23 protein-coding genes are annotated in these 25,396 nt (G+C 65.9%); 13 read left to right on the plus strand and 10 right to left on the minus strand.

Annotation, left to right across the window (positions count from 1 at the left end):
* Nucleotides 1-4 precede the first annotated feature (4 nt).
* Together ACZ9YD_RS12525 and lpdA are read left to right on the plus strand one after the other, a co-directional pair.
* On the plus strand, nt 5-1,624 hold the full coding sequence (locus tag ACZ9YD_RS12525; protein WP_465075574.1) for a GNAT family N-acetyltransferase: 1,620 nt from the start codon (nt 5-7) through the stop codon (nt 1,622-1,624).
* Complete coding sequence (lpdA, locus tag ACZ9YD_RS12530; protein WP_465075575.1) at nt 1,624-3,450, plus strand: dihydrolipoyl dehydrogenase; 1,827 nt, start codon at nt 1,624-1,626, stop codon at nt 3,448-3,450. The genes ACZ9YD_RS12525 and lpdA overlap by 1 nt, the downstream gene beginning before the upstream one ends.
* A 103-nt stretch (nt 3,451-3,553) precedes the next feature.
* Here lpdA and ACZ9YD_RS12535 read toward each other — a convergent pair whose 3' ends face one another.
* Nucleotides 3,554-4,468: a TonB-dependent receptor gene (locus ACZ9YD_RS12535; RefSeq protein WP_465075576.1), complete on the minus strand. Its 915-nt coding sequence runs from the start codon at nt 4,466-4,468 to the stop codon at nt 3,554-3,556.
* A 438-nt stretch (nt 4,469-4,906) separates the two neighbouring features.
* Here ACZ9YD_RS12535 and ACZ9YD_RS12540 point away from each other — a divergent pair, with 438 nt between their 5' ends.
* The 9 genes from ACZ9YD_RS12540 (at nt 4,907) to ACZ9YD_RS12580 (ending at nt 12,160) form a co-directional block, all read left to right on the plus strand.
* Nucleotides 4,907-5,299, plus strand: coding sequence for an ATP synthase subunit I (locus ACZ9YD_RS12540; RefSeq protein ID WP_465075577.1), 393 nt, complete (start codon nt 4,907-4,909; stop codon nt 5,297-5,299).
* A 28-nt stretch (nt 5,300-5,327) separates the two neighbouring features.
* Nucleotides 5,328-6,125: a F0F1 ATP synthase subunit A gene (gene atpB / locus ACZ9YD_RS12545; protein WP_465075578.1), complete on the plus strand. Its 798-nt coding sequence runs from the start codon at nt 5,328-5,330 to the stop codon at nt 6,123-6,125.
* Nucleotides 6,126-6,207: 82 nt separating this feature from the next.
* Complete coding sequence (gene atpE, locus ACZ9YD_RS12550) at nt 6,208-6,498, plus strand: F0F1 ATP synthase subunit C (RefSeq protein WP_159681455.1); 291 nt, start codon at nt 6,208-6,210, stop codon at nt 6,496-6,498.
* Between the two features lie 108 nt (nt 6,499-6,606).
* Nucleotides 6,607-7,077 carry a F0F1 ATP synthase subunit B gene (locus ACZ9YD_RS12555; RefSeq protein WP_465075579.1) on the plus strand — a complete coding sequence of 157 codons (471 nt, stop codon included), beginning with the start codon at nt 6,607-6,609 and terminating at the stop codon, nt 7,075-7,077.
* A gap of 5 nt (nt 7,078-7,082) precedes the next feature.
* Nucleotides 7,083-7,610, plus strand: coding sequence for a F0F1 ATP synthase subunit delta (locus tag ACZ9YD_RS12560; protein ID WP_232116622.1), 528 nt, complete (start codon nt 7,083-7,085; stop codon nt 7,608-7,610).
* Between the two features lie 52 nt (nt 7,611-7,662).
* The gene (atpA, locus tag ACZ9YD_RS12565) at nt 7,663-9,228 is read left to right on the plus strand and encodes a F0F1 ATP synthase subunit alpha (protein ID WP_465075580.1); all 1,566 of its coding nucleotides are present in this window, start codon (nt 7,663-7,665) and stop codon (nt 9,226-9,228) included.
* A 90-nt stretch (nt 9,229-9,318) separates the two neighbouring features.
* Nucleotides 9,319-10,179 (plus strand): F0F1 ATP synthase subunit gamma, encoded by an 861-nt coding sequence (gene atpG, locus ACZ9YD_RS12570; RefSeq protein ID WP_159681459.1) that lies wholly within the window; start codon nt 9,319-9,321, stop codon nt 10,177-10,179.
* Nucleotides 10,180-10,218: 39 nt separating this feature from the next.
* Nucleotides 10,219-11,619: a F0F1 ATP synthase subunit beta gene (gene atpD / locus ACZ9YD_RS12575; RefSeq protein ID WP_465075581.1), complete on the plus strand. Its 1,401-nt coding sequence runs from the start codon at nt 10,219-10,221 to the stop codon at nt 11,617-11,619.
* A 115-nt stretch (nt 11,620-11,734) separates the two neighbouring features.
* On the plus strand, nt 11,735-12,160 hold the full coding sequence (locus tag ACZ9YD_RS12580; RefSeq protein ID WP_465075582.1) for a F0F1 ATP synthase subunit epsilon: 426 nt from the start codon (nt 11,735-11,737) through the stop codon (nt 12,158-12,160).
* A gap of 240 nt (nt 12,161-12,400) precedes the next feature.
* On the opposite strand, the gene ACZ9YD_RS12585 is transcribed toward ACZ9YD_RS12580, so the two are convergent.
* Nucleotides 12,401-12,784, minus strand: a complete 384-nt coding sequence (locus ACZ9YD_RS12585; protein ID WP_465075583.1) for a GtrA family protein — start codon at nt 12,782-12,784, stop codon at nt 12,401-12,403.
* A gap of 102 nt (nt 12,785-12,886) precedes the next feature.
* Between ACZ9YD_RS12585 and glmU the strand changes: the two genes are divergently transcribed.
* Nucleotides 12,887-14,251, plus strand: coding sequence for a bifunctional UDP-N-acetylglucosamine diphosphorylase/glucosamine-1-phosphate N-acetyltransferase GlmU (gene glmU / locus ACZ9YD_RS12590; RefSeq protein WP_465075584.1), 1,365 nt, complete (start codon nt 12,887-12,889; stop codon nt 14,249-14,251).
* 3 nt (nt 14,252-14,254) lie between these two features.
* Here glmU and ACZ9YD_RS12595 read toward each other — a convergent pair whose 3' ends face one another.
* The 8 genes from ACZ9YD_RS12595 to ACZ9YD_RS12630 all read right to left on the minus strand — a co-directional run bounded on the left by ACZ9YD_RS12595 (nt 14,255) and on the right by ACZ9YD_RS12630 (nt 22,813).
* Entirely contained in the window at nt 14,255-15,151 is an 897-nt protein-coding gene (locus ACZ9YD_RS12595; RefSeq protein ID WP_465075585.1) for a hypothetical protein, read from the minus strand.
* A gap of 65 nt (nt 15,152-15,216) precedes the next feature.
* Entirely contained in the window at nt 15,217-16,530 is a 1,314-nt protein-coding gene (locus ACZ9YD_RS12600; RefSeq protein ID WP_465075586.1) for a sensor histidine kinase, read from the minus strand.
* 1 nt (nt 16,531) lies between these two features.
* Nucleotides 16,532-17,872, minus strand: coding sequence for a sigma-54-dependent transcriptional regulator (locus ACZ9YD_RS12605; protein WP_465075587.1), 1,341 nt, complete (start codon nt 17,870-17,872; stop codon nt 16,532-16,534).
* A 95-nt stretch (nt 17,873-17,967) separates the two neighbouring features.
* Nucleotides 17,968-19,191, minus strand: coding sequence for an ABC transporter permease (locus ACZ9YD_RS12610; RefSeq protein ID WP_465075588.1), 1,224 nt, complete (start codon nt 19,189-19,191; stop codon nt 17,968-17,970).
* Nucleotides 19,192-19,214: 23 nt separating this feature from the next.
* Nucleotides 19,215-20,513: an ABC transporter permease gene (locus ACZ9YD_RS12615; RefSeq protein WP_465075589.1), complete on the minus strand. Its 1,299-nt coding sequence runs from the start codon at nt 20,511-20,513 to the stop codon at nt 19,215-19,217.
* Between the two features lie 11 nt (nt 20,514-20,524).
* Nucleotides 20,525-21,247 (minus strand): ABC transporter ATP-binding protein, encoded by a 723-nt coding sequence (locus tag ACZ9YD_RS12620; RefSeq protein WP_465075590.1) that lies wholly within the window; start codon nt 21,245-21,247, stop codon nt 20,525-20,527.
* Between the two features lie 49 nt (nt 21,248-21,296).
* Entirely contained in the window at nt 21,297-21,497 is a 201-nt protein-coding gene (locus ACZ9YD_RS12625) for a hypothetical protein (RefSeq protein ID WP_465075591.1), read from the minus strand.
* Between the two features lie 2 nt (nt 21,498-21,499).
* A complete protein-coding gene (locus tag ACZ9YD_RS12630) occupies nt 21,500-22,813 on the minus strand; it encodes an efflux RND transporter periplasmic adaptor subunit (RefSeq protein WP_465075592.1) in 1,314 nt (437 codons plus the stop codon).
* 517 nt (nt 22,814-23,330) lie between these two features.
* Here ACZ9YD_RS12630 and glmS point away from each other — a divergent pair.
* On the plus strand, nt 23,331-25,163 hold the full coding sequence (glmS, locus tag ACZ9YD_RS12635) for a glutamine--fructose-6-phosphate transaminase (isomerizing) (RefSeq protein ID WP_465075593.1): 1,833 nt from the start codon (nt 23,331-23,333) through the stop codon (nt 25,161-25,163).
* The last annotated feature ends 233 nt before the right edge of the window (nt 25,164-25,396 follow it).

Here is a 25,396-nt window from a genome sequence, read left to right on the forward strand (position 1 = left end):
GCCGGTGAGCAGCGACGCGACGCGCGAGAAAGCGCGGCTGACCGTCCGTCATGCGACGGTTGCCGACATTCCGGCGATCGTCGCGCTGTCGGATACGGTCTACGGCGAGGAAGGTGGCTACACGGCCGAGATGCTCACCGGGCAGATCGCCCAGTTTCCGCAAGGCGTGTTCGTCGCCTGCTACGAGGAGGTCGCGGTCGGGTATTGCGCGACGTTCCGCATCGACGAGGCCAGCGCGATGGCGCCGCATCGCTGGACCGAGATTTCGGGCGGCGGCTACGGCGCACGACACCTGACCACCGGTGACTGGTTGTACGGCATGGAAGTCTGCGTCGATCCCGCATATCGCGGGCTGCGCATCGGCCGTCGTCTGTACGAGCTGCGCAAGCGGCTGTGCCAGGAACTCGGTCTCAAGGGCATCGTGTTCGGCGGTCGTCTGCCGGGCTTCTCGCGTCGCGCCAAGGCTTACGGGAATGACGCCCACGCCTACGTCGCCGACGTGCGCGCGGGTCGTATCCGCGATCGCGCTTTGAGCTTCCAGCTCAGTAATGGTTTCGAGTTCATCGGCCTGCTGCGCAACTATCAGCCGGCCGATCGCGAATCGCGCGGCTACGCGGCGCATCTGGTCTGGCGCAATCCCAAGATCGACCCGAACGTGCGCACCACCGGCACGGCACGGCAGCTGCCCGATTCGGTGCGCGTGGCGACGGTGCAGTACCAGCAGCGGCGCGTGGCCTCGTTCGAGGAGTTCGCGACCCAGGTCGAGTACTTCGTCGACATCGCGGCCGATTACCGCGCCGACTTTGTCGTGTTCCCGGAGCTCTTCACCCTGCAGTTGCTGTCGGTCGAGAACAAACCGCTGTCGCCGCAGGATTCGCTGCTCGCGCTCACCGGTTACACCGAGCGTTTCGCCGCGCTGCTCAGCGAGCTCGCGGTGCGCCACAACATCAACATCATCGGCGGGTCGCATCCCACGCGGACCAGCGACGGCCCTGACGCGAACGTGCGCAATATCTGCTACGTCGCCTTGCGCGACGGTTCGCTGCACACGCGCGACAAGCTGCATCCCACGCCCAACGAGCGCACATGGTGGGGCATCGGCGGTGGTGACAGTGCGCGGGCGATCATGACCGACTGCGGGCCGATCGGCGTCATGATCTGCTACGACAGCGAGTTCCCCGAACTCGGCCGGCACCTGGTCGACCAAGGCGCGATGATCCTGTTCGTGCCCTTCTGCACCGATACCCGCGAAGGCTATCTGCGCGTGCGCTACTGCTCGCAGGCGCGCGCCGTGGAGAACCAGTGCTACGTCGTGCTCTCGGGCAATGTCGGCAACCTGCCGGGCGTCAACAACTTCGACATCCAGTACGCGCAGAGCTGCATCCTGACGCCCTGCGATTTCCCGTTCGCGCGTGACGGCATCGCCGCCGACACCACGCCCAACGTCGAGCAGGTCGCGTTCGCCGACCTGCGCCTCAACGATCTCGTCGTCGCCCGCAACGACGGCACCGTGCAGAACCTCAACGACCGCCGCCACGATCTGTATTCGCTGACCTGGGCCCGTCGCCCGGCGTCGCGTACGGCCGCGTCGGACCCCACGCAACAGACTCCGGAGAATCCGTGATGGCCCAGACCCTCGAAGTGAAAGTCCCCGACATCGGCGGCTACGACGACGTGCCGGTGATCGAGGTGCTGGTCGCGGTCGGCGACACCGTCGTCAAGGACCAGAGCCTGGTCACGCTGGAATCCGACAAGGCCACGATGGAAGTGCCCTCGTCGGGCGCCGGCGTCATCAAGGAATTGAAGGTCAAGGTCGGCGACACCCTGTCGGAAGGCAGCGTGGTCGCGGTGATCGAGCTCGAAGGCGAGGGCGATGCTACTCCCGCCGATGCCAAGGCAGCGGTGCCTGAGAAGAAAGAAGGAACCCCTGCGAAGAAGAGTGACGCGCCCGGCAGCAATCCGCCGGTTGCGCGTTCGCACGCCGCGCCCGCCGAACCGGAAGCGGTCAAGGCCGCGCCCTCGTCGGGCCGACAGGCCGACGTCGAATGCGGCGTGGTCGTACTGGGCTCCGGTCCCGGTGGGTACACCGCCGCGTTCCGCGCGGCCGATCTCGGTCTCGATACGGTGTTGATCGAGCGCTACGAGACACTCGGCGGCGTCTGTCTCAATGTCGGCTGCATCCCTTCGAAGGCGCTGCTGCACGCGGCCGAGGTCATCGACCAGGCCAAGCACGCCAGCGATTACGGCGTCGACTTCGGCGCCCCGACGATCGCCCTCGACAAGCTGCGCGGCTACAAGGAAAAAGTCGTCGGCCAGCTGACCAAGGGCCTGACCGGCATGGCCAAGCAGCGCAAGGTGCGCGTGGTCACCGGCGAAGGCCTGTTCGTGTCGCCAAACGAGATCGAAGTCACCGGCAGCGACGGCAAGACCCAGCTCGTGCGCTTCGAGCAGTGCATCATCGCCGCCGGCTCGCAGGCCCTGAAACTGCCCGGTTTCCCGTGGGACGACCCGCGCGTCATGGATTCAACCGACGCGCTGGAACTCGCGGAAACGCCGAAGAAACTGCTCGTCGTCGGCGGCGGCATCATCGGTCTCGAGATGGCGACGGTCTATCACGCGCTGGGCTCGGAAGTGACCGTCGTCGAGCTCGCCGACCAGCTGATGCCCGGCGCCGACAAGGATCTGGTCAAGCCGCTCGCCGATCGTCTGAAGAAGCAGGGCGTGTCCGCACATCTGAAGACCAAGGTCGTCGAGGCCAAGGCCGCGAAGACCGGCATCGATGTCACGTTCGAAGGCGAGAGCATTCCGGACACGAAGACCTTCGACCGCGTGCTGGTGGCAGTGGGCCGCACGCCCAACGGCGGCAAGATCGGAGCCGACAAGGCCGGCGTGCGCGTGTCCGATCGCGGCTTCATCGCCGTCGATGCGCAGATGCGCACCAACGTGCCGCACATCTTCGCGATCGGCGATCTGGTCGGTCAGCCGATGCTCGCGCACAAGGCCACGCACGAAGGCAAGCTCGCGGCCGAAGTCGCCGCCGGCGAGAAGAAGGAATGGGTGGCGCGGGTGATTCCGTCGGTCGCCTATACCGATCCGGAAATCGCATGGGTCGGCATTACCGAGACCGAGGCCAAGGCCAAGGGGCTGAAGGTCGGCGTGGGCAAGTTCCCGTGGGCGGCCAGCGGTCGCGCGATCGGCATCGGCCGCACCGAGGGCTTCACCAAGCTGATCTTCGACGAGGCCACGCATCGCATCGTCGGCGCCGGCATCGTCGGCGTGCATGCGGGCGATCTGATCGCCGAAGCCGGTCTGGCGATCGAAATGGGCGCCGAAGTCGCCGACATCGGCCACACGATCCATCCGCATCCCACGCTCAGCGAATCGGTGGCGATGGCGGCGGAAGTGTTCGACGGCACGATCACCGACCTGTACATCCCGAAGAAGAAGTAAGCGCGCGGGACAGCACGTCCGCGCCAACGAAAAAAGCCCCGGCATGCCGGGGCTTTTTCATGTCCGCGCGCCTGTGTCCAGGCGCGCGGCTCGGTGACGCGAATCAGAAGCGGAACGTCACGCCGGCCATCGGGCCGTGGACCTTCAGATCGCCGGTCACGTTGCCCGAGTACGGGAACGGACCCGCGTCGATGCCGTCCGGTGCGCGCGCGGTGCCGCGGTACTGGTCCTTGAGCTTCAGGCGGAACCAGTCGTAGCCGACATGGATGCCGACGCGCTCGCTGACCATGTACTCGACCAGCAGGCCGCCGCGCTCGAAGTGACCTTCCTCGTCCAGGATGTTGCCCCAGGTCGTATCGAGGTACTGCGCTTCGAGGCCGACGGTCCAGCGCTCGGCCGGCGTCCAGGTCAGGCGGGTGTGCAGGCCCGGCGAGATGCCGTCGCGTTCCCAGCCCACGCTCTCGAATTCCGGGTCCAGCAGATCGGTGCCGGTCGAGCTGCCGTTGGCGGTGGCTTCGAGCTTGGCGTAGGTCACGCCGAGGCCCAGACCCCACTGGAAGCTGTCGTTCTTGATGACCGAGTACTCGTAGTTGAGGTTCGCCAGACGGAACGACAGGCGACCGTCGATGCGCGCCGACGGAATCTCGATCGCATCGCCGCCCGGGATGATCGTGCCGGTGTCGAGCACGTTGCCGCCGTATTCCCAGGTCTCGTCTCGGCGGTAGTCGTAGAAGTTGCCGATCAGCGCCTGGCGCTCGCTGATGCGAAAGCCGATCGCGCCGCGCGGACGCCATTCGCGGCCGGTGTCAAAGCTTTCGTCGAAGCCGAAGGTCGCGGTGTCTGTGCCGTCGGTGACCGTGCCATCGCCGGAAAAGCCCAGTTCGGCTTCCGGATTGAACGCGCTCAGGCGCAGTACGAAGCGGTCGTCACGGCTCTGCGCCTGCGCGGCAGTGGCGAACGTGGCGAGGATGGCGGTCGAAAGCAGGGCGAGGGCAAAGCGGGACGCGGGTCGTGACATCGGGGGAAGTCTTCATGTGGGAGGCGGGCGATGTTCGTTAACCCGCAGTCATTTCGACGTGAAGTCGACATGTGACCGATGTTCGTTTCTGGCGCCAAAGGCGTGGATCGTGCGGTGCGCGAAAACCGATGATCTTCCAGAAAAAAAGAGCCCCGGCGGCGGGCCGGGGCTCGGGGTGGCGATCTGCAGACGGGACCGACGAGGAAGGACGGCAGATCGGACACATGGGATACGACTGCCTGCGCGGGCCGAAGTTCCGGGGAGACGCAAAGAAATTCCCTTAAAATTCTGAATACGCAGGCAGTGCGAGCATGGCGTCAGGCGCCTTGCGTTCCGTGTTCCGAAACAGGACCTTCGCCGGTTGTAGGGGAATTGGCGCCGCTGCTATACTTTTGCGGCTCGACGGGGCCGTTTCGACGCCCCCGTGTCCTCCAGACAGTGGAATCCTTTGAAGTGTTGACGTCCGTCGCAGTGGGTCGGCGGCTGGCACAGCGCGCAGTCGCCTGGCAGGCGGTCGCGATCGCGGTGACGGCGCTCGCCTTCCTCGCAAAGGGAGCCGACTGGGCGCTGGCGGCAGGTCTCGGTGGTGCGGCGATCGCACTCGGAGGCTGGCTGTCGAGCGTCATCGCGCTGGGGGGAGGGGTCAATCCGTCGACAGGCGCGCTCGCGCGGCTGCTGGCAGGGGTGGCGTTGAAGTGGGTCGTGGTGGTGGCGGTTCTGCTGCTGGGCGTGGGAGTGGCGGGTTTGTCGCCGGTTCCGATGCTCGCCGGGGTCATCGTCGCGCTCTTCGCGCAGTTGCTCGCAATGTCCCGGCCTCTGGCCAGGCACTGAACCAATCACAGGCAGGGTTTTCGATCTTATGGCAGCTGATGCGGAACTGACCCCAACCAGCTACATCCAGCACCATCTGCAGAACCTGACCGCGTCGACCGGCGAAGGCGGCTTCTGGACGCTGCACGTGGACACGCTGATCACGGCTCTGCTCATGGGCGGCCTGATGGTGTTCGCGTTCTGGATGGCGACCCGCAAGGCCACCGCCGGCGTGCCGGGCAAGTGGCAGGCGTTCGTGGAGATCTGCCTGGAGTTCGTCGACAAGCAGGCCCGCGACACGTATCACGGTTCCAGCAAGCTCGTGACGCCGATCGCGATCACGCTGTTTTTCTGGATCCTGCTGATGAATCTGCTGAAGATGATTCCGGCGGACTTCATCGCCAAGCCGCTCGAGCTGATGGGCGTCGCGTACTGGAAGCCGGTGCCGACCGCGGACGTCAACGCGACGCTGGGCCTGTCGATCAGCGTGTTCTTCCTGACGGTCTTCTTCGCGCTGCGCGCCAAGGGCGTCGGCGGCATGACCAAGGAATTCCTGTTCGCACCGTTCGGCAAGTGGATGGTGCCGTTCAACCTGATCCTCAACATCGTCGAGTGGCTGAGCAAGCCGATTTCGCTGGCGATGCGACTGTTCGGCAACATGTTCGGCGGCGAGATCGTGTTCCTGCTGATCTGGGTCCTCGGCGGCGCGAGCCTGCTGGGTGTGCTCGGCGGCGGTGTGCTCGGCCTGGGCTGGATGCTGTTCCACCTGCTGGTCATTCCGCTGCAGGCCTTCATTTTCATGATGCTGTCGATCGTCTACCTCAGCCTAGCCGAGGACGACCACTGATCGTCAGCGTCACGTGACACCGCTTTCGTAACACCCCAATCCCTGGTTCCACCCTTACCAAGCAATCGCTCCGGAGAAAACAATGGAAATCGCACTGACCTCGTTCGCCCAGATCCAGGCTTCGACCGTTCTGGCCATCGGCATCATGATCGGCCTGGCTGCGCTGGGTGCGGGTCTGGGCCTGGCCATCATGGCCGGCAAGTTCCTCGAGTCGGCCGCGCGCCAGCCGGAGCTGATCCCGGTGCTGCAGGTCCGCATGTTCATCACCGCCGGCCTGATCGACGCCGCGTTCATCATCTCGGTCGCCGTCGGCCTGCTGTTCGCGTTCGCTTCGCCGTTCATCGGCCCGGTCGCCGCGCAGCTTGCGGGCTGATCCAGCTGACGCTTCCAGTGCGGTGCGTGCCTTGCGCATGACCGCACCGGTAGATGACAGGGGGCGCGCGTGCGCGCCCAACCCTTCACGACAGGCAGTCACAAGCCCATGAATATCGGTCTGACCCTAATTGCCCAGGCACTGGCGTTCGCCGGTCTGATCTGGATCATCGCGACCAAGATCTGGCCGCCGCTGCTCAGTGCCATCGAGGAGCGCCAGAAGAAGATCGCCGAAGGTCTGGCCGCGGCCGACAACAGCCAGCGTGCGCTGGCACAGGCGCAGGAAACCGCCAACGAGGAACTCAAGGCCGCGCGTGCGAAGGCCAACGAGATCATCGAGCAGGCGCACCAGCGTGGCACCCAGATCGTCGAGGCCGCCAAGGCCGAAGCGGTCACCGAGGGCCTGCGCCAGAAGGCGATCTTCGACGCCGAACTGCAGGCCTCGGCCACCCGTGCACGCGAAGAGCTGCGTCGTCAGGTCTCCAGCCTGGCGGTGACCGGCGCCGAGCGTCTGCTCAAGCGTGAGATCGACGCCAACGCCCACAAGGCGCTGCTCGACGAACTCGCCGCGGAGATCTGAGTCCGATGAGCCAGGCCATGACGATCGCCCGTCCGTATGCCCGCGCCGCGTTCGCGATCGCGCGTGACGGCGGCCAGTTCGCGCCGTGGTCGGACGCACTCGCGTTCTCGGCCCGCGTCGCTGCCGATCCGCAGGCGGCCGCGCTGCTCGGCCACCCGGCGCTGTCGCACGACGATGCCGTCGCGCTGCTCGCACCGGAGGGCGCCGACGAGAAGTTCGCCGGCTTCCTCACGCTGCTGGCCAGCAACGGCCGTCTCGCACAGTTGCCGGAGATTGCCGGCCAGTACGAGGAGCTGCGCGCCGAAGCCGAGCACATCGTGCTGGCGACGGTGACGTCGGCGGCCGAACTGCCGGACGCAGAAGTGGAGCAGATCCGCGCCGCGCTCAAGCGTCGTTTCGGTCGCGAGGTCCAGGTCGAAACGGCCGTGGACGCATCGCTGATCGGCGGCGCGGTGATCTCGGCCGGCGATGTGGTGATCGACGGCTCGCTCAAGGGCAAGCTGGCGCGCCTGCAGTCCGCTCTGACGCACTGACACGATTTTCAATTGCAACGTCGGCGGCAACGCCGGCTCAAGGGAACCCCCGATGGCTACCACGCAACTCAATCCTTCCGAAATCAGCGAGCTGATCAAGTCCCGCATCGAGAAGGTCAAGCTGAGCGCCGAATCGCGCAACGAAGGCACCGTGACCTCGGTCGCCGACGGTATCGTGCGTCTGCACGGCCTGGCCGATGTGATGCAGGGCGAAATGATCGAACTGCCGGCCGCGGCCGACGGTTCCGCGACGTTCGCACTCGCCCTGAACCTGGAGCGCGACTCGGTTGGCGCCGTGGTGCTGGGTGACTACGAGCACCTGCGCGAAGGCGACGTGGCCAAGACCACCGGTCGCATCCTCGAAGTGCCGGTCGGTCCGGAAATGCTGGGCCGCGTCGTCAACGCGCTCGGCGAGCCGATCGACGGCAAGGGTCCGATCGACGCCAAGCTCAGCGCGCCGGTCGAGCGCGTCGCGCCGGGCGTGATCTGGCGCAAGTCGGTCGACCAGCCGGTGCAGACAGGCTACAAGTCGGTCGACTCGATGATCCCGATCGGCCGCGGCCAGCGCGAGCTGCTCATCGGCGACCGCCAGACCGGCAAGACCGCGATGGCGATCGACGCCGTGATCAACCAGAAGACCACGGGCATCAAGTGCGTCTACGTGGCGATCGGCCAGAAGGCCTCGACCGTCGCCAACATCGTGCGCAAGCTCGAAGAGAACGGCGCGCTCGCGCACACCGTCGTCGTTGCCGCCACCGCATCCGAATCGGCCGCGATGCAGTACATCAGCGCCTACTCGGGCTGCACGATGGGCGAGTACTTCATGGACCGCGGCGAAGACGCGCTGATCGTGTACGACGATCTGTCCAAGCAGGCCGTCGCCTACCGCCAGATCTCGCTGTTGCTCAAGCGTCCGCCGGGCCGCGAAGCCTACCCGGGTGACGTGTTCTACCTGCACTCCCGTCTGCTCGAGCGCGCCGCGCGCGTGTCCGAGGAGTACGTCGAGAAGTTCACCAACGGCGCCGTGACCGGCAAGACCGGTTCGCTGACTGCACTGCCGATCATCGAAACGCAGGCCGGTGACGTGTCGGCGTTCGTGCCGACCAACGTGATCTCGATCACCGACGGCCAGATCTTCCTGGAAACCGACCTGTTCAACGCCGGCATCCGCCCGGCCGTGAACGCCGGTATCTCGGTGTCGCGCGTCGGTGGTTCGGCGCAGACCAAGATCATCAAGAAGCTCTCGGGCGGCATCCGCATCTCGCTCGCCCAGTACCGTGAGCTGGCGGCGTTCGCGCAGTTCGCCTCGGATCTCGACGAAGCCACCCGCAAGCAGCTCGAGCGCGGTCAGCGCGTCACCGAGCTGATGAAGCAGAAGCAGTACAAGCCGATGTCGATCGCGCACCAGGCGCTGACGATCTACGCCGTCAACGAGGGTTACCTCGACGACGTGCCGGTCGCCAAGCTGCTCGCGTTCGAAGAAGGCCTGCACGCGCACTTCGACAACACCGCAGGCGAACTGGTCGGCAAGATCAACCAGACCGGCGGCTGGAACGACGAGATCGAGGGCGCCTTCAAGCAGGGCATCTCCGACTTCAAGACCACCGGCAGCTGGTAAAGCGATCGCGGCGGACGTTTCGTCCGCCCGATGCGGTGAGCACAGGTAAGCCAAGGCGGGTTCCAGACCCGCCCCAAGCAGGGATATGAGATGGCCGGCGGCAGAGAAATCAAGACGAAGATCAAGAGCGTGCAGAACACCCGCAAGGTGACGCGCGCGCTCGAGATGGTCTCCGCGTCGAAGATCCGCAAGGCGCAGGATCGGATGAAGGCATCGCGCCCGTATGCGAACGCGATGAAGCAGCTGATCGGGCATCTCGCCCAGGCCAGCTCCGAGTTTCAGCATCCGTACCTGGTCGAGCGTGAGGTCAAGCGCGTCGGTTACATCGTCGCGTCCTCGGATCGCGGCCTGGCCGGCGGTCTGAACAACAACATGTTCCGCAAGCTGCTGGGCGAGATCCGCGCCTGGCAGGACAAGGGCGTGCAGGTCGACGTGGTGACCATCGGCACGAAGGCGACGGTGTTCTTCCGCCGCCTGAAGGTGGACATGGTCGGCAGCGTCACCCACATCGGCGACACGCCGGAAGTCGAACAGCTGGTCGGCATCATCAAGGTGATGCTCGACGGCTACACCGACGGCCGCGTCGACCGTGTGTTCCTGGCCTACAACCACTTCGTCAACACGATGACCCAGAAGGCCAGCTTCGATCAGCTGCTGCCGCTGCCGGCCGCCGAGACGCAGGTGGTCAAGCACGACTGGGACTACATCTACGAGCCGGACGCCGAATCGGTGCTCGGCCACGTGCTGACGCGTTACATCGAATCGCTCGTGTACCAGGCGGTGATGGAGAACGTGGCTTCCGAACATGCCGCACGCATGGTCGCGATGAAGTCCGCGAGCGACAACGCCACCAAGCTGATCGACACGCTCAAGCTGGTCTACAACAAGGCCCGCCAGGCAGCGATCACCCAGGAAATCTCCGAGATCGTCGGCGGCGCCGCAGCGGTCTGATCCGCACGCGCACCAGAATTCTTCTAGAGGAATGCAGCAATGAGTCAGGGCAAGATCGTTCAGATCATCGGCGCGGTCGTCGACATCGAGTTCGCGCGCAACGAAGTACCGAGGGTCTACGACGCACTGAAGGTCGAAGGCACGGAGATCACGCTGGAAGTGCAGCAGCAGCTCGGTGACGGCATCGTGCGCGCGATCGCGCTCGGTTCCACCGACGGCCTGAAGCGCAACCTGATCGCGACCAACACCGACCGAGGCATCTCGGTGCCGGTCGGCCCGGGCACGCTCGGCCGCATCATGGACGTGCTGGGTCGCCCGATCGACGAAGCTGGTCCGGTCGAAGCCACCGACCATTGGGAAATCCACCGTGCGGCACCGTCGTACGAAGATCAGTCGTCGTCCACCGAGCTGCTGGAAACCGGCATCAAGGTCATCGATCTGATGTGTCCCTTCGCCAAGGGCGGCAAGGTCGGCCTGTTCGGCGGCGCCGGCGTCGGCAAGACCGTCAACATGATGGAACTGATCAACAACATCGCCAAGGCGCACGAAGGCCTGTCGGTGTTCGCTGGCGTGGGCGAGCGTACCCGTGAGGGCAACGACTTCTACCACGAGATGAAGGACTCCAACGTCCTCGACAAGGTGGCGATGGTCTACGGCCAGATGAACGAGCCGCCGGGTAACCGCCTGCGCGTCGCGCTGACCGGTCTGACGATGGCGGAGTACTTCCGCGACGAGAAGGACGAGTCCGGCCGCGGCAAGGACGTCCTGCTGTTCGTCGACAACATCTACCGCTACACGCTGGCCGGTACGGAAGTGTCGGCGCTGCTCGGCCGTATGCCGTCGGCCGTGGGCTACCAGCCGACGCTCGCCGAGGAAATGGGCGTGCTGCAGGAGCGCATCACCTCGACGAAGTCGGGTTCGATCACCTCGATCCAGGCCGTCTACGTGCCCGCGGACGACCTGACCGACCCGTCGCCGGCGACGACCTTCGCCCATCTCGATTCGACGGTGACGCTGAGCCGCAACATCGCCTCGCTCGGCATCTACCCGGCCGTCGATCCGCTGGACTCGACCAGCCGCCAGATGGACCCGAACGTCATCGGCAACGAGCACTACGACACCGCCCAGCGCGTGCAGTCGACGCTGCAGAAGTACAAGGAGCTCAAGGACATCATCGCGATCCTGGGCATGGACGAGCTGTCGGAAGAAGACAAGCAGGCCGTGTCGCGCGCGCGCAAGATCGAGCGCTTCTTCTCGCAGCCGTTCCACGTGGCCGAAGTCTTCACCGGGTCGCCGGGCAAGTACGTCGCGCTGAAGGAAACGATCCGCGGCTTCAAGGGCATCGTCGACGGCGAATACGACCACCTGCCCGAGCAGGCGTTCTACATGGTCGGCGGCATCGACGAAGCGGTCGAGAAGGCGAAGAAGATCGCGGCCTGATTCGGATCCCTCTCCCGCTCGCGGGGGAGGCGCAGGGTAAGGGCAACGACGCCCGCGCCCTCAGCCCTGCCCTCTCCCGCAAGCGGGAGAGGGGGAAACGGAAGAGAAGCACGTTATGAGCAGCACCATCCGTTGCGACATCGTCAGCGCAGAAGCCGAGATCTTCCACGGCGAAGCGACCATGGTCGTGGCCACCGGCGAGCTCGGCGAGCTCGGCATCGCGCCGCGCCACGCCCCGCTGATCACGCGTCTGAAGCCGGGCAAGGTAGTCGTGACCCAGGCCAACGGCGAAGTGCTCGATTTCGCCATCGGCGGCGGAATTCTCGAAGTGCAGCCGCAGGTCGTGACGATCCTGGCTGACACCGCGATCCGCGCCGACGACATCGACGAGGCCGCGGTGAAGGCGGTCAAGGACGAGGCCGAGCGCATCCTGGCCGGCCGCGGCGAGGCGATGGACATTGCCGAAGCGCAGCAGAAGCTGGCCGAGGCCGTGGTCCAGTTGCAGGCGCTGGAGCGTCTGCGCAAGACCCTCAAGCACTGACGGGTGCCGGGCGCCGGGCGCCAAGTCCGGTTGCCGTGTACCGCACGACCCCGCTCCGGCGGGGTCGTTGCGTTTTTGGATCATGAGCAGACGCGTGGCTCGCGAGCGCCGCCGCGGCGCGCGGCACTTCGGCGGCAAAGCATCCGCCACGTCGCGCGCGTCCGCTCCGTCAGTTTTTCCGGCGCCTGCACCGGACAAGTAGTCCTGTCGACTACGCACGCCTTACAGCCAGGTCGCGGATCAGCGCTTGTAGATCCAGTACCGCGACAGCACGAAGCCCACTCCACCCAATGCCACCTCGATCGCGGGCTTTGCGATCCAGACCCAGCGCAGGCCCAGCACGTCGTCGATCTGGGTGAGCGCCCAGGTACTGAACAGCGTCGTCGAGATCCACATCACCATGAAGCGCTGAAACTGCGCTTTGCCCAGGGTGTTGCGTTCGTTCGCGAAGGTGAACTTGCCGTTGAGCCAGAAACCGATCAGCGCCCCGGTGATGCGCCCCATGACATTCGCGGGCGCGACCGGCAACCCGGCATGCGTCAATGCGACGACGACACCCCAGTCGATCAGCCACTGCAAGAGACCGATCGCCAGGTAGTTGCGTCCCTGTCGCGTCAGGCTCATTACGGTATCGACTCCATGAATCTGGCAGGCCGTCTGGCGGCGGACGACGGCATCCTACCTGCGACGCCGTTAGAATTTCTGCATTCAACGCAGGATTCCCCCATGACCGCACCGCTGCACGTCGTCATCCTCGCCGCAGGCGAGGGCAAGCGCATGAAATCCTCGCTGCCCAAGGTGCTGCAGAAGATCGCTGGGCGGCCGATGCTGTGGCACGTCATCGAAGCCGCACGTGCGCTCGAGCCGGCGGGCATCCACGTCGTTTACGGTCACCGCGGCGAGCAGGTGCAGGCCGCGTTCGCCGACCAGCCCGACCTGCACTGGTCCGAGCAGCGCGAACAACTCGGCACCGGTCACGCGGTGCGTCAGGCGATGCCCGACGTGCCCGATGGCGCGCAGGTGCTGGTGCTCTACGGCGACGTGCCGCTGTTGCGCGCGGAGACATTGCGTCATCTGGTGTCGGTCGAAGGCCGGCTCGCCGTGCTGGCCGCGCAACTCGAGGATCCCACCGGCTACGGTCGTATCGTGCGCGATCCCGAAGGTCACGTCGGCGCGATCGTTGAGCACAAGGATGCGAGCGACGAACAGCGCCGCATCAGTCTCGTGAACACCGGCATCCTCGCCGCCGAAGCGACCGCACTCAAGGCGTGGCTGACACGGTTGTCGTCGGACAACGCGCAGGGCGAGTACTACCTGACCGACGTCTTCGCGATGGCGGCTGCCGAGTACAGCGCCGCGCAGATCGTGCTGGTGGCCGATCCGCTCGAGGCCGAAGGGGCCAATGATCCCTGGCAGTTGTCGCAGCTCGAACGCGCCTGGCAGCTGCGTGCCGTGCGCGCACTGTGCGTGGCCGGCGCACGTTTCGCCGATCCCGCGCGCGTGGACATCCGCGGCGAAGTCACCGTCGGCAGCGATGTGGAGATCGATGTCGATGTGATCTTCGAAGGGCGCGTCGCGCTCGGTGACGGCGTGCGCGTCGGGCCGTTCTGTCGCCTGAAGAACGTTGGCCTGGGCGGCGGCACCGAAGTGCGCGCGCATTGCGATCTCGAAGGCGTGCGCGCGGAAGGCGCAGTGACGATCGGTCCGTTCGCGCGGCTGCGCCCGGGCACGGTGCTCGCCGACGGCGTGCACATCGGCAATTTCGTCGAGACCAAGAACACCACGCTGGGCGTTGGCAGCAAGGCCAACCACCTCACCTATCTGGGTGATGCGGAGATCGGCGCCGGTAGCAACATCGGCGCCGGTACGATCACCTGCAACTACGACGGCGTGAACAAGTCGAAGACGGTGATCGGCGATCGCGCCTTCATCGGTTCGAATGCGTCGCTGGTCGCGCCGTTGCGCATCGGCCACGACGCGACGACGGGCGCCGGGTCGGTGATCGTCAACGATGTGCCGGACGGCAAGCTCGCCGTCGCCCGCGGCCGGCAGACGGTCGTCGAGGGCTGGGAGCGGCCGAAGAAACGCTGAGCCTCACTCCACGCGGCGGTAGCCATCCGCAACCGGCGACCATCGGTAGAGATCGCCGCCGCGACCACCGCGCTCGCGCAGACGCAGATCCTGATGGCCGTGGTGCGCGCGCGGTTCGATGATGAGCACGCCGGCCCATTCCTCGATGTCGTGCTCGCGGGTGCCGTCTTCGTTCCAGCTGCCTGCGATGTCGCGATACATCGACATCTCTGCGCCGAACACCTGCTTCAAGGTGTCGTCGCGCAGTTCGAACAGATACAGCGCCGAATAGAACGCGCCGCCGCCGGCGTAGCCTTCCGACCAGCCGCCGCGCAGGCCCAATGCGGGCGCTCCACTCGACAGACGATAGGCGGCGAGATCGAAGCGCTCCCAGCGTTCGGGTATCGCGGTTGCGCCCGCGTCCTCCATCCGCAGCGGTTGTTCGCCGTTCCAGGACAGCACCGGCCACTCGACTGTCTCGTCGAGTCGCAGGCGCGCGACCAACTGCGTATTGCCTGCATCGTCGACACGCAACACTCCGAGAACCTGCGCGGTGTTCCCGGTCTCGCAGCTCGGCTCCGCAGACGCGTTGCGCAGGGCATCGTCGCGATAGCAGACGAGTGCGACAAGGTGACCAGGATGCTGCGCCCAGCGTCGCGCGCCGAGCAGTGCGATGCGGTCGGCTGCGACATCGGGCACCAGCAGCCGACGCAGCATCTCGGCGTCGAGGCCGGCGAGATCGCGGGTGCCGAGATGATCGGGCGCCGGGCGGCCTTCCATCTGTTCGGCCCAGACGGCTTTTGCTTCCGGGCTCTTCAGCAAGGCGGGCACTGCATCGAGACTCTTCGCGCGTTGCGCGAATGCGGGTGCAGTCGTCAGGCACATCAGGAGTAACGCGAACGCAGGGGGTCGGAGTCGCATCGGGAACCGTCGTGGAGCGGGCCTTCGATTCTGCCCGATCGTCGCGCCCGCGGCCGTGGCGCGGATCAGTCCGGCAACACCAGCGACACGCAGAGTCCGCCGCCGTCGCGGTTGAGCAGGGCGATGCGCCCGCCGTGGGCTTCGGCGATCTCCCGCGCGAGGGCCAGGCCTAGACCCGTACCGTTGCGCTTGGTCGAGTAGAACGGCAGCAGCGCGTTCGCGAATACCGCCTCGTTCATGCCGGGCCCGCGGTCGAGCACATCGATCCGCCAGCCGTCCACGGCGCGCCGCAGCCCGACCGCAACCGCATCGGGATCGCCATCGGCCTCGTGTGCATTGCGCAGCAGGTTCAACAGCGCCTGTTCGACCTGGGCGGCATCGAAGGACGCGGTGAATGCATCGTCGAGCGGGCCGGCATCCACGAACGGCACCTGTGAACGCAGCTGATCGAGAAATGCACGCCAGCGGATCGGTTCGCGACGCGGCGCCGGCAGCTTGGCAAAATGCGCGTAGCCGCGAATGAAACCTTCCAGATGTCGTGCGCGTTCTTCGATCGTGCGCAGCGCGTCAGGCAGTCGCGCGGTCTGGCCGCGACGCAGCAGCTCGGCGCCCGAATGCGCGAGCGAGGCGATCGGCGCCAGCGAATTGTTGAGTTCGTGGCTGATGACGCGGATGACCTTCTTCCAGGTCTGCACTTCCTGGCGACGCAGTTCGGTGGTCATCTGCCGCAGCAGCAGCAGTTCGTGCCGGCGGCCGTTCAACCGGAAATGGCGACGCGACAGATGATGGATTTCCTCGGTCTCGCCATCGCCGATGGTGAACAGTCCATCGCCGCCGCGTGCGAACGCATCGGCCAGCGCGTGCGGCGCGTCGGCGAGCAGCGCGGAAAATGCCTGGCCTTCGAGCTTGCGACCGCCACCGAGCGCACGACGCGCGGCGAGATTGGCGTGCACCACACGATCGGCCGGATCGAGCAGCAGCATCGCGACCGGTGTGTTCTGCACCATCGTGTCGAGCAGCAGTTCGCGCTGCACCAGCGACAGGCGCTGCGCACGCAGCGTTTCGCCCAGTTCGTTGTGCGCGGCGACGAGCTCACCGAGCGCGCCACGGCCCTGCCACGACACGCCGAACCCGTAGTCGCTGTCGCGGTAGCTCGCCACGGTGCCGGCGAGGGCGCGGAACAGGGCGTGCGACGGCGCGAATGCACGCTGCAACGACCAGACCAGCGACGGCACTGCGCACAGCGTGCCGCCTGCGACTGCGACCCAAGGCGACCACCATCGCAGCATCAATACCGCGAATCCCGCGCCCAACGCGATATGCACCAGTGCGATCGCGATGACCACACCCGTCAACGGCAGCCGCTGTTGCCATCGCATGTCAGTCGCGACGGATGCCGAGGCGGTCGAGGCGTCGGTACAACGCCTGCCGCGAGAGCCCGAGTTCGCTGGCAGCCTGCGCGAGCACACCGCCGCTGCGTGCGAGCGCTGCCTCGATCTCTGCGCGGCCGGGCTCATAGGCGTCGCCCTCGATTGCGGCCACGGCTGCGGCCGGCAGCGCGAGATCGCGTGCGTCGATCTGCGCTTCGCGCGCCAGCAGTTCGGCGCGCTGGATCACATTGCGCAGTTCGCGCACGTTGCCCGGCCAGCCGTGCTGTAGCAGAGCGCGTTCGGCGCCGGCCGACAACGGCTTACGGCCATCGAGAAAATGCCGTGCCAGCGGCAGGATGTCACGCGGCCGTTGTGCCAGTGGCGGCAGCCGCAGTTCGATCCCATTGAGCCGGTAGTAGAGATCTTCGCGGAAGCGGCCATCGGCGATCATCGCTGGCAGATCGGCGTTGGTCGCGCTGAGCACGCGCACCGACACGCTGCGTTCGCGATTGCCGCCGAGCCGTTCGAAGCGTCCTGTTTCGAGCACGCGCAGCAGCTTGACCTGTCCCGCGGGCGGCAGCGTCCCGACCTCGTCGAGAAACAGCGTGCCGCCATCAGCCGCTTCGAACTTGCCTTCGCGGGCGCGGGTCGCGCCGGTGTAGGCGCCGGCCTCGGCGCCGAACAGTTCGGCCTCGATCAGATCGTGGGGCAAGGCGCCGCAGTTGACGGCGACGAATGGCCCCTCACGTACGCCGGAGTTGGCATGCAGGATCTCCGCGTACTTTTCCTTGCCGGCGCCGTTGGGGCCGGTGATCATTACCGGCAGATTCGAACGCGCGACCTGCAAGGCCAGCGACAGCGTGGTCTCGCTGGCGGGATCGTCCCAGACCAGACCGCGCAGATCACGGCCTTGCGTCAGTGCATCGCGTCGGCGGCGGTCGTCGCGCGTGCGTGCATCCAGGGCCCGTCGCGTCGACGACAGTTCCAGCAGGGTGTTGGCGGTCGCCAACAGCTTGCCGTCATCCCAGGGCTTGCCGAGATAATCGGCAGCGCCGGAGCGGATCAGTTCGACCGCCGATTCCAGGCGTGTCCACGCGGTCAGCAGCACGACCGGCAGATCGGGATCGAAACCCCGGATCGCATGGAATAGCGCGATGCCCTCGTCACCGGATGTGGTGTCGGCATGGAAGTTCATGTCCTGCACGACCAGATCGATGCCGCCAGCCTGCAAGCGGGCGATGCCGGCCTCGGGCGTCGCCGCGTGTTCACAGGCGATGTCGTGCAACGAGAACAGCACCTCCAGCGCGGTGGCGACAGCGGGGTTGTCGTCGATGACGAGGATCGTGGGCATCAGGTGCTGGACATCCGGTAAGAACGTATGGGATCGACAGGCATGGTCGTCGCCGGCTGCACTGGACGCAACCGGCGACAGGTTGGCGCGCGCACTCAGATGCTGCGCGTCGCTACGGCCGGCGGCACCGAGGCCGCGCGGCGGGCTGGCCAGTACACCGCGATCTGCCCGAGCGTCCACAGCACCACAGCGCCGATCGGCAGATACATCAGCGGCAGGCGGCCCAGCTCATAACGCGACATCAGCAACTGGTTGAGCCCGTAGGCCAGCAGCATGCCGAGCACGATGCCGATGGTCGCGAGCAGGAAGTTTTCGACCTGGAAGTAGCGCAGGATCTGCCTGCGCGTCGCGCCGAGCGCGCGGCGGATGCCGATCTGCTTGCTGCGCTGCTGTACCCAGAAGCTGGCCAGACCCACGATGCCCAGCGCGGTGACCACCAACAGCGCGATGCACACCACGACCAGCAGCATCGCCATCGCCCGGTCCTCGCGGTAGTACTTTTCGCGCAGATCGGTCATCAGGTCGGCATTGACGGCGACGCGGTTCGGATCGATCTGCTTGAGCGCGGCGACCGAGGTATCGAGGACCTGGCGGCGCTGCGCCGGATCGGTGCGGATCACGTAGTTGATGCCGTTGAAATCATCGCGTATGGGGAACAGCATCGTCGCATTGCCGGGGCCGGTGCTGTCGTTGGGCATCGCCAATGTTTCGACGACACCGACGATCGGAATCGGCGCGTCGCCCCAACTGTAGAACTGTTTGCCGATCGCGTCCTCGCCCGGAAACAGACGCTCCGCCATTGCGCGGTTGATGATCGCGGCCGGCACACGCCCGCCGTCGCCTTCGCGGGCGATATCCGCCATGTCGACGAACTCGTCGGGATTGAACTTGCGTCCGGCCACCAGTTGCAGGCCGAAGGTGTCCAGCAGATCTTCGCTGCCCAGGTAGGGGGAGGCGAGCAGCGTGTTGTTGCGCTGGTCGGCATTGAGCCGCACGCCGCTGGTCGAGCTGCTGTTGCCGTACGGAATCTGCGTGACCGCCGCAACATGGCGCACGCCGGGGATCGCACGCAGCGCGGCGAGGTCGCGTTGAATGCCCGCCTTGCGATCGACGTCTGCGGCTTCGTCGATGCTCGGCATCTGGATGCGCAGCAGTTCATTCTCGACCGTGCCGCTGGGGCGCGACATGTGGTCGATCCGGCGATCGATCAAATAGATCGCGTTGCAGATGATCGCGCAGGCAAGCGCGATCTCGATCACGATCAGGGCAGCTGCGGTCTTGTGCCGGCGCAGTGTCGAGAAGATAGGGCGGATGTCCATGGAAGTCCTCGAAGAAGTCTGGGTCATTGCGACTTGAGCTGGATCGCCGGCGTCACCTGCATCGCGCGCCATGCGGGCAACAGGCCGGCCAGCAGACTCGCCACGATCGACAGGGCGAAGGTGGTCAGCAGCATCGTCAGGTCGAGCTTGGCGAGCGCGGCGTAGCTGCTCGGGTTCTGGCGCACGGCCCACAGGCCGAGCAGGGCGAGGCCCAGACCGACCACACCACCGGCCACGCCGATCGCACCGGCCTCGATCAGGAACTGGGCGAAGATCGCGCGTCGCGATGCGCCGAGTGCGCGGCGCACGCCGATCTCCGAGGCCCGGCGCAGGCTCTTGGCGAGCAGCAGGCCGACCGTGTTGACCAGGCACACCAGCAGGAAGCCGACTGCGAGCCACAGCTGCAGTCGCACGTCACTGGGCACCACCTTGTGGTGGTCGAGCAGCGCCGTGACGTCTCGCAGGCGCACGTTGTTCGGACGTTCAAAGCGTCCCGCCGCGCGCTGCATGTCGGAGTAGCTGTTCAGATAATCGCGATAAGCGGCAGCGTCCGCGGGCGATTCAAGCTCTACCCAGTACTGCACCCAACTGCAGGGCGCATTGAGCGCGTTCGGATCGGTGCCTGAGTCGCCCCAGCAGTTCATGCTACCCATGCGCGAGAGTTTCTGCTCCATGGCGGTCGAGAACGGGACGAACACCGATTCCAGCGTGTTGAAGCGATCCAGCGTCAGGTCCCAGAAGCGTGGCGTCGGCATCCACGGGCCGAGCACGCCGATCACGCGGAAATCGGCGCCATTGATGCGCAGTGTTTGACCTGTGCTGTCGCCACCGCCGAACACCTTCTGGTTGGTGTCGGCCGAGATCACCGCGACGCGTGCGCGCGCGGCGTCGTCGTCCGCGGTCCAGGCCCGGCCGTAGGCCAGCGGCGCGTCGAACATCGGGAAGAAATCCGCCGAGGTGTAGCGCGCATCGGTGAAAAAAGGCGTGCGTGTGCCCTCCGGTGCGATGGCAACGAATCCGCCGCTCATCATCGCCTGGTGCGTGCCGCGCGCTTCGCGCAACAGCGTCTCGGCGTCGAAGCGTGTGACGTTCGCATCAGGCTCTTCGCTGGCGACGAAGCCACTCATGTTGGCGGCATCAAGTTGTACGTAGAACAGGCGATCGCTCTTGTCGGGGATCGGATCGCCCGACAGCACGTGGAAGACAGTCAGCGTGGTCATGCTGGCGCCGATGCCCAGCGCGATCGCCAGCACCATCAGTGCGGTGAGCACCTTGCTGTTGCGGAAGCTGCGCAGCGCGAGCTGCAGGTAGTAACCGAACATGCCGGGTCTCCTCAGGCGTCTGCGGGAACGCGCGACGCGGCCGCCGGCGAGGGCGCGGCGTGCAGCGCCTGCAGGTCGGTCGCCATGCCGTCGACGATGTGCACGTTGCGGTGCGCGCGCGCCGCGAGCTCGGGATCGTGCGTGACCATCACGATCGTCGTGCCGCGTGCGTTGATGTCCTCGAGCAGCTCCAGCACGCTGCGCGCCATCTGCGAATCGAGGTTGCCCGTGGGTTCGTCGGCGAGCAGCAGGCGCGGGCTGCCGGCGAGTGCGCGTGCGATCGCCACGCGCTGCTGCTGACCGCCAGAGAGTTCGGCCGGAAAGTGTTTCATGCGCGAGCCCAGGCCCACCAACGACAGCGATTCCTCGATGCGAAGGCGACGGTCGGACGCCGCCATACCGCGATAGCGCAGCGGCACGTCGACGTTGTCGAACAGGTTGAGATCGGGAATCAGGTTGAAGCCCTGGAAGATGAAGCCGATCTTCTCGTTGCGCAGTTTCGAGCGCGCATCGTCGTTGAGTCCGCGTACTTCGACACCGTCGATCCGGTACTCGCCACCGGTGAAGGTTTCCAGCAGGCCGGCGATGTTGAGGAAGGTCGTCTTGCCCGAACCCGACGGTCCGGTGACGGCGACGAATTCACCCTCGGCGACATGCAGGTCGAGCGAGCGCAACGCATGGGTTTCGACGAGTTCGGTGCGGTAGACCTTGGCGACCTGGCGCATGTCGAGCATGAGAATGTGTCCTGTGACGTGAGCTGGAAAGAAGGAAGGCGCGTCGCGATCAGCGGACGCGGAATAGGGTGGGCAGGCCGTGGTCGACGGTGCGCCGGCGGGCGCGCGCGAACGTGGGCATGCGCGCGCCGGCTGACATGTCGGTGGGAATGCCCGCCTCGAATGCGGACGACAGCCGATGCGGCAAGGCGCTGGCGAGCTCGTCGGCGGTCCAAGCGACGGGAAACGGGCAATCGATGCGTGTGTGCATGATCAGAGTCCGGAGATGCGGATGCGGTCCGCGTTGTCGAAGAGATCGGTGCCGGCGACGACGACGCGTTCGCCCGGCTGCAGGCCCTCGACGATTTCCACCGCCGACAGGCTGCTGGCGCCCGCCGTGATCGGCCGGCGCACCGCCGTGTTGCCATCCATCACGTACGCCGCGCTGCCGCCTTCCTGATCGAGGAAGGGACCGCGCGCCACCATCAGCACGTCCTCGCGGGTGTCGAGCAGGATGCGCGCGGTCAGGCGCTGGCTCTGACGCAGACCCGGCGGCTGGCTGTTCTCGTCGAAGCGCAGGCGCGCGACGACTTCACCATTGACGACCTCGGGCGAGACCGCCGAGACCTTCGCCGGATACGTCGTGCCGACGCTGCGCAGTTCGGCCGGCATGCCGATTTCGAGATCGCGCGCGAAGCTTTCCGGCACCTTGATCTCGACCTCGAACACCGACAGGTCGACGACCGACAGCACCGGCGCGTTCACGGCGACGTTGCTGCTCTGCACCGCCTGCACCTGGCCGACGATGCCGTCGAAGGGCGCGCGCAGCGTCAGCGCGTCGACCTGGCGGCGCACTTCCATGACCACACTGCGCTGGCGCTCGGCGACGAGCTGCTTGTTGCGCGTGTCCAGTCCCGCGCCGCGGCCTTGCAGGCCGAGGTCCTCGGTCGCAGACGCCACGCCGATCTCGGTCTTCTGCAATGTGTCCTGCGCGCGTGCGAGATCGACCTGCGCGACCGCGCCGCCTTCGTAGGCACGCTGATAACGCTGCAGATCGCGCTCTGCCGCAGTGCGGTCGATCTGCGCCTGGTCGAGCACCTTGCGCGCTTCGGCGCGGCGCAACTGCGCATCGAGCTCGGCGCGGCTGGCTTCGGCCTCGTAGCCCGCTAGCGTGGCCTCCTCCTGCGCCAGCTTGCTGCGCAGCTCCGGGCTGTCGATCTCGGCCAGCGCCTGGCCCTTCTCGACGCGATCGCCAGCGACGACTTTCAAGGTGAGCATGCCGCCGGAGATCGCATACAGCGTCGGGCTGTTGGCGGCGATGACCCGGCCCTCGGCCGCGATGTCGCGGACCAGATCGCCGCGAGTGACTTCAGCGAAGCGCAGGCGCTGCGCGTCGACGGACTGTGCGCCGGACGCCCAGCCGCTGAGCAACCACGCGACAGCGCCGACCAGCAGCACGCCCGCGATGCCGCCGATCAGCCACGGGCGGCGGCGCGAGTGACCGGAACGCGCGTGGACAGTGTCCTGTCGGGCGGTGTCGCGGATGCCGGCAGGGCGGGGGGGCGGATTGGGAGAAGCGTTGGACATGCGGACGATCTCTTGCGGATACGTCCTGTAAAGCAGATGCCGTGCCAATTTCAAGCGTTTGATTTATTTGGAGAAATTTTCCAGATGGGGCGTCCGCATGGTGCCCGGACGTCCGCGGGCGGACGGCGGCGCGCGGGTGGCGCGCGACTTGCCTGGGATGTCATTGGCTGTAGCGCGTCGAATCCGCGCCACGGCGCATTGACCTCTGAAGGCGGTGCTTCCGCCAGCAGTCTGACTCGCTGCCAGACGAGCTCCGCTGATCGTGTAATGCAGGAACCTTCCTGGATACGCGTTGTAAGCAGTGCAGGGACCCGTGATCGACGCGCTTCGCCGATACAGCTCCCAGTACCTTTCAGTGGGCCCCGTGGGTGCCTACATTTCCGAGGCTCTGCGAGGTGTCGAAGAGATCTCCGTAACACCAGAGTTCTGCAAGCGCTGAACGCGTGCAGGACCGCCATGCAGCTGCAGCCAGCAGCGCCGCTAGAATGGTCGTCTCAACAGATTAGGAGCAGGCCGGATGTGCGGAATTGTCGGTGCGATCGCGGATCGCGATGTGGTCCCGGTCCTCGTGGAGGGCCTCAAGCGCCTCGAATATCGCGGATACGATTCGGCCGGCATTGCGGTGGTGACCGACGGCGCGGTCCGTCGCGTGCGTCGCACCGGCCGTGTCGCTGAAATGGAGGCCGCCGCGCGCGCCGATGGCCTGCAGGCCGGTCTCGGTATCGGCCACACCCGCTGGGCCACGCACGGCGGCGTGACCGAAACCAATGCGCATCCGCACATCAGTCATGACAGCCTCGCACTGGTGCACAACGGCATCATCGAAAACCACGAGGCGCAGCGCGAACGGCTCACGCAGCTCGGCTATGTGTTCGAGTCGCAGACCGACACGGAAGTCATCGCGCACCTGATCCACCACCATCAGTCGCAGGGTTTCGATCTGCTGGCGGCGCTGCAGGCGTCGGTCCGGGAACTCGAAGGCGCCTATGCGCTGGCAGTGATCGACAGGAGTGAGCCCGATCGCATGGTCGTCGCACGCATGGGCTGTCCGCTGCTGGTGGGCCTGGGCGAGGGCGAGAATTTCGTCGCGTCCGACGTATCCGCGATCCTGCAGGCCACACGGCGTGTGATCTTCCTGGAAGAAGGTGACACCGCAGTGCTGACACGTCAGAGCGTGCAGATCTTCGACGACGCCGGCGCCTCCATCGTGCGCGACGAACATCTGTCCGATGTGTCGTTGGCCTCGCTGGAACTCGGCCCCTATCGCCACTTCATGCAGAAGGAGATCCACGAACAGCCGCGTGCGCTGGCCGACACAGTGGAAGCGATCATCGATGCCGCCGCGTTCGAACCCACGCTGTTCGGCAAAGACGCCGCCGAAGTGCTGCGCGAAGTCGAAGGTGTGCAGATCTTGGCCTGCGGCACCAGCTTCTATTCGGGATCGGTCGCGCGCTACTGGATCGAGGCCATCAGCGGGCTGCCGTGCTCGGTCGAGATCGCAAGCGAGTATCGCTATCGCAAGGCGGTCGCAAATCCGAAGCACCTGATCGTCACGATTTCGCAGTCGGGCGAAACGCTCGACACCATGGAAGCGCTCAAGTACGCGAAGTCGTTGGGGCACACGCGGACGCTCTCGATCTGCAATGTGCCCGAGAGCGCGATCCCGCGCGCCAGTGGCCTCGTGTTCTACACCCGCGCAGGCGCGGAGATCGGCGTGGCATCGACGAAGGCGTTCACGACGCAGCTGGTCGGCCTGTTCGCGCTTGCGGTCACGCTGGCCAAGCTCAATGACAATCTGAGTGAAGATCAGGAATCGGCGTATATCGAAGACCTGCGGCAGCTTCCGGGCAGCGTGCAGCACGCGCTGAATCTCGAGCCGCAGATCACGTCCTGGGCGGAGAAGTTCACCCCCAAGCACCATGCGTTGTTCCTCGGCCGCGGCGTGCATTACCCGATCGCTCTGGAGGGCGCGCTCAAGCTCAAGGAGATCTCCTACATCCACGCCGAGGCGTATCCGGCTGGCGAGCTGAAGCACGGGCCACTGGCACTGGTCGATACCGATATGCCCGTCGTCGTAATCGCACCGAAGGATGCGTTGCTGGAGAAGGTGAAGTCGAACATGCAGGAAGTACGTGCCCGTGGCGGTGAGCTGTTCGTGTTCACCGATGCGGACAGCAACTTCAGCGCATCCGAAGGCGTACATGTGATCCGCACACCACGGCACGTCGGCGTGTTGAGCCCGATCGTGCACACCATTCCGGTACAGCTGCTGGCGTATCACACGGCCCTTTCGCGTGGGACGGATGTCGACAAGCCTCGTAACTTGGCCAAGTCGGTCACCGTCGAGTAGCGCCACAGCAGCGATCTTGCTGAACGCGCGCCTTGATTTAACGGGTTGGTACGGAAATTTGTGTCAGGGTCTTTGCAAACCGATTTCATCTATGCATAATTCGCGCCCCGCTTGGCGGGCTGCACTTCGGGGCAGCAGGCAAGGCGGGGCGAGAAAGACAACAGCCTTCACGCGGTGTTGACAGCCTCGAAAGTCGCGGTAAGATGTGCGGCTCGCTTCAACGAAAGGCCTTC

This window comes from Luteimonas sp. AC640a (assembly GCF_979256585.1).

Bases quoted from the DNA above. Each gene is read 5' to 3' on its own strand.
- ACZ9YD_RS12620 (WP_465075590.1), bottom strand. From the start codon at position 21,247: ATGCTCGACATGCGCCAGGTCGCCAAGGTCTACCGCACCGAACTCGTC.
- ACZ9YD_RS12595 (WP_465075585.1), bottom strand. From the start codon at position 15,151: ATGCGACTCCGACCCCCTGCGTTCGCGTTACTCCTGATGTGCCTGACG.
- atpE (WP_159681455.1), top strand. From the start codon at position 6,208: ATGGAAATCGCACTGACCTCGTTCGCCCAGATCCAGGCTTCGACCGTT.
- ACZ9YD_RS12605 (WP_465075587.1), bottom strand. From the start codon at position 17,872: ATGCCCACGATCCTCGTCATCGACGACAACCCCGCTGTCGCCACCGCG.
- atpB (WP_465075578.1), top strand. From the start codon at position 5,328: ATGGCAGCTGATGCGGAACTGACCCCAACCAGCTACATCCAGCACCAT.
- ACZ9YD_RS12625 (WP_465075591.1), bottom strand. From the start codon at position 21,497: ATGCACACACGCATCGATTGCCCGTTTCCCGTCGCTTGGACCGCCGAC.
- atpD (WP_465075581.1), top strand. From the start codon at position 10,219: ATGAGTCAGGGCAAGATCGTTCAGATCATCGGCGCGGTCGTCGACATC.
- ACZ9YD_RS12560 (WP_232116622.1), top strand. From the start codon at position 7,083: ATGAGCCAGGCCATGACGATCGCCCGTCCGTATGCCCGCGCCGCGTTC.
- ACZ9YD_RS12630 (WP_465075592.1), bottom strand. From the start codon at position 22,813: ATGTCCAACGCTTCTCCCAATCCGCCCCCCCGCCCTGCCGGCATCCGC.
- ACZ9YD_RS12535 (WP_465075576.1), bottom strand. From the start codon at position 4,468: ATGTCACGACCCGCGTCCCGCTTTGCCCTCGCCCTGCTTTCGACCGCC.
- ACZ9YD_RS12555 (WP_465075579.1), top strand. From the start codon at position 6,607: ATGAATATCGGTCTGACCCTAATTGCCCAGGCACTGGCGTTCGCCGGT.
- atpG (WP_159681459.1), top strand. From the start codon at position 9,319: ATGGCCGGCGGCAGAGAAATCAAGACGAAGATCAAGAGCGTGCAGAAC.
- ACZ9YD_RS12610 (WP_465075588.1), bottom strand. From the start codon at position 19,191: ATGGACATCCGCCCTATCTTCTCGACACTGCGCCGGCACAAGACCGCA.
- lpdA (WP_465075575.1), top strand. From the start codon at position 1,624: ATGGCCCAGACCCTCGAAGTGAAAGTCCCCGACATCGGCGGCTACGAC.
- glmS (WP_465075593.1), top strand. From the start codon at position 23,331: ATGTGCGGAATTGTCGGTGCGATCGCGGATCGCGATGTGGTCCCGGTC.
- atpA (WP_465075580.1), top strand. From the start codon at position 7,663: ATGGCTACCACGCAACTCAATCCTTCCGAAATCAGCGAGCTGATCAAG.
- glmU (WP_465075584.1), top strand. From the start codon at position 12,887: ATGACCGCACCGCTGCACGTCGTCATCCTCGCCGCAGGCGAGGGCAAG.
- ACZ9YD_RS12615 (WP_465075589.1), bottom strand. From the start codon at position 20,513: ATGTTCGGTTACTACCTGCAGCTCGCGCTGCGCAGCTTCCGCAACAGC.
- ACZ9YD_RS12585 (WP_465075583.1), bottom strand. From the start codon at position 12,784: ATGAGCCTGACGCGACAGGGACGCAACTACCTGGCGATCGGTCTCTTG.
- ACZ9YD_RS12580 (WP_465075582.1), top strand. From the start codon at position 11,735: ATGAGCAGCACCATCCGTTGCGACATCGTCAGCGCAGAAGCCGAGATC.
- ACZ9YD_RS12600 (WP_465075586.1), bottom strand. From the start codon at position 16,530: ATGCGATGGCAACAGCGGCTGCCGTTGACGGGTGTGGTCATCGCGATC.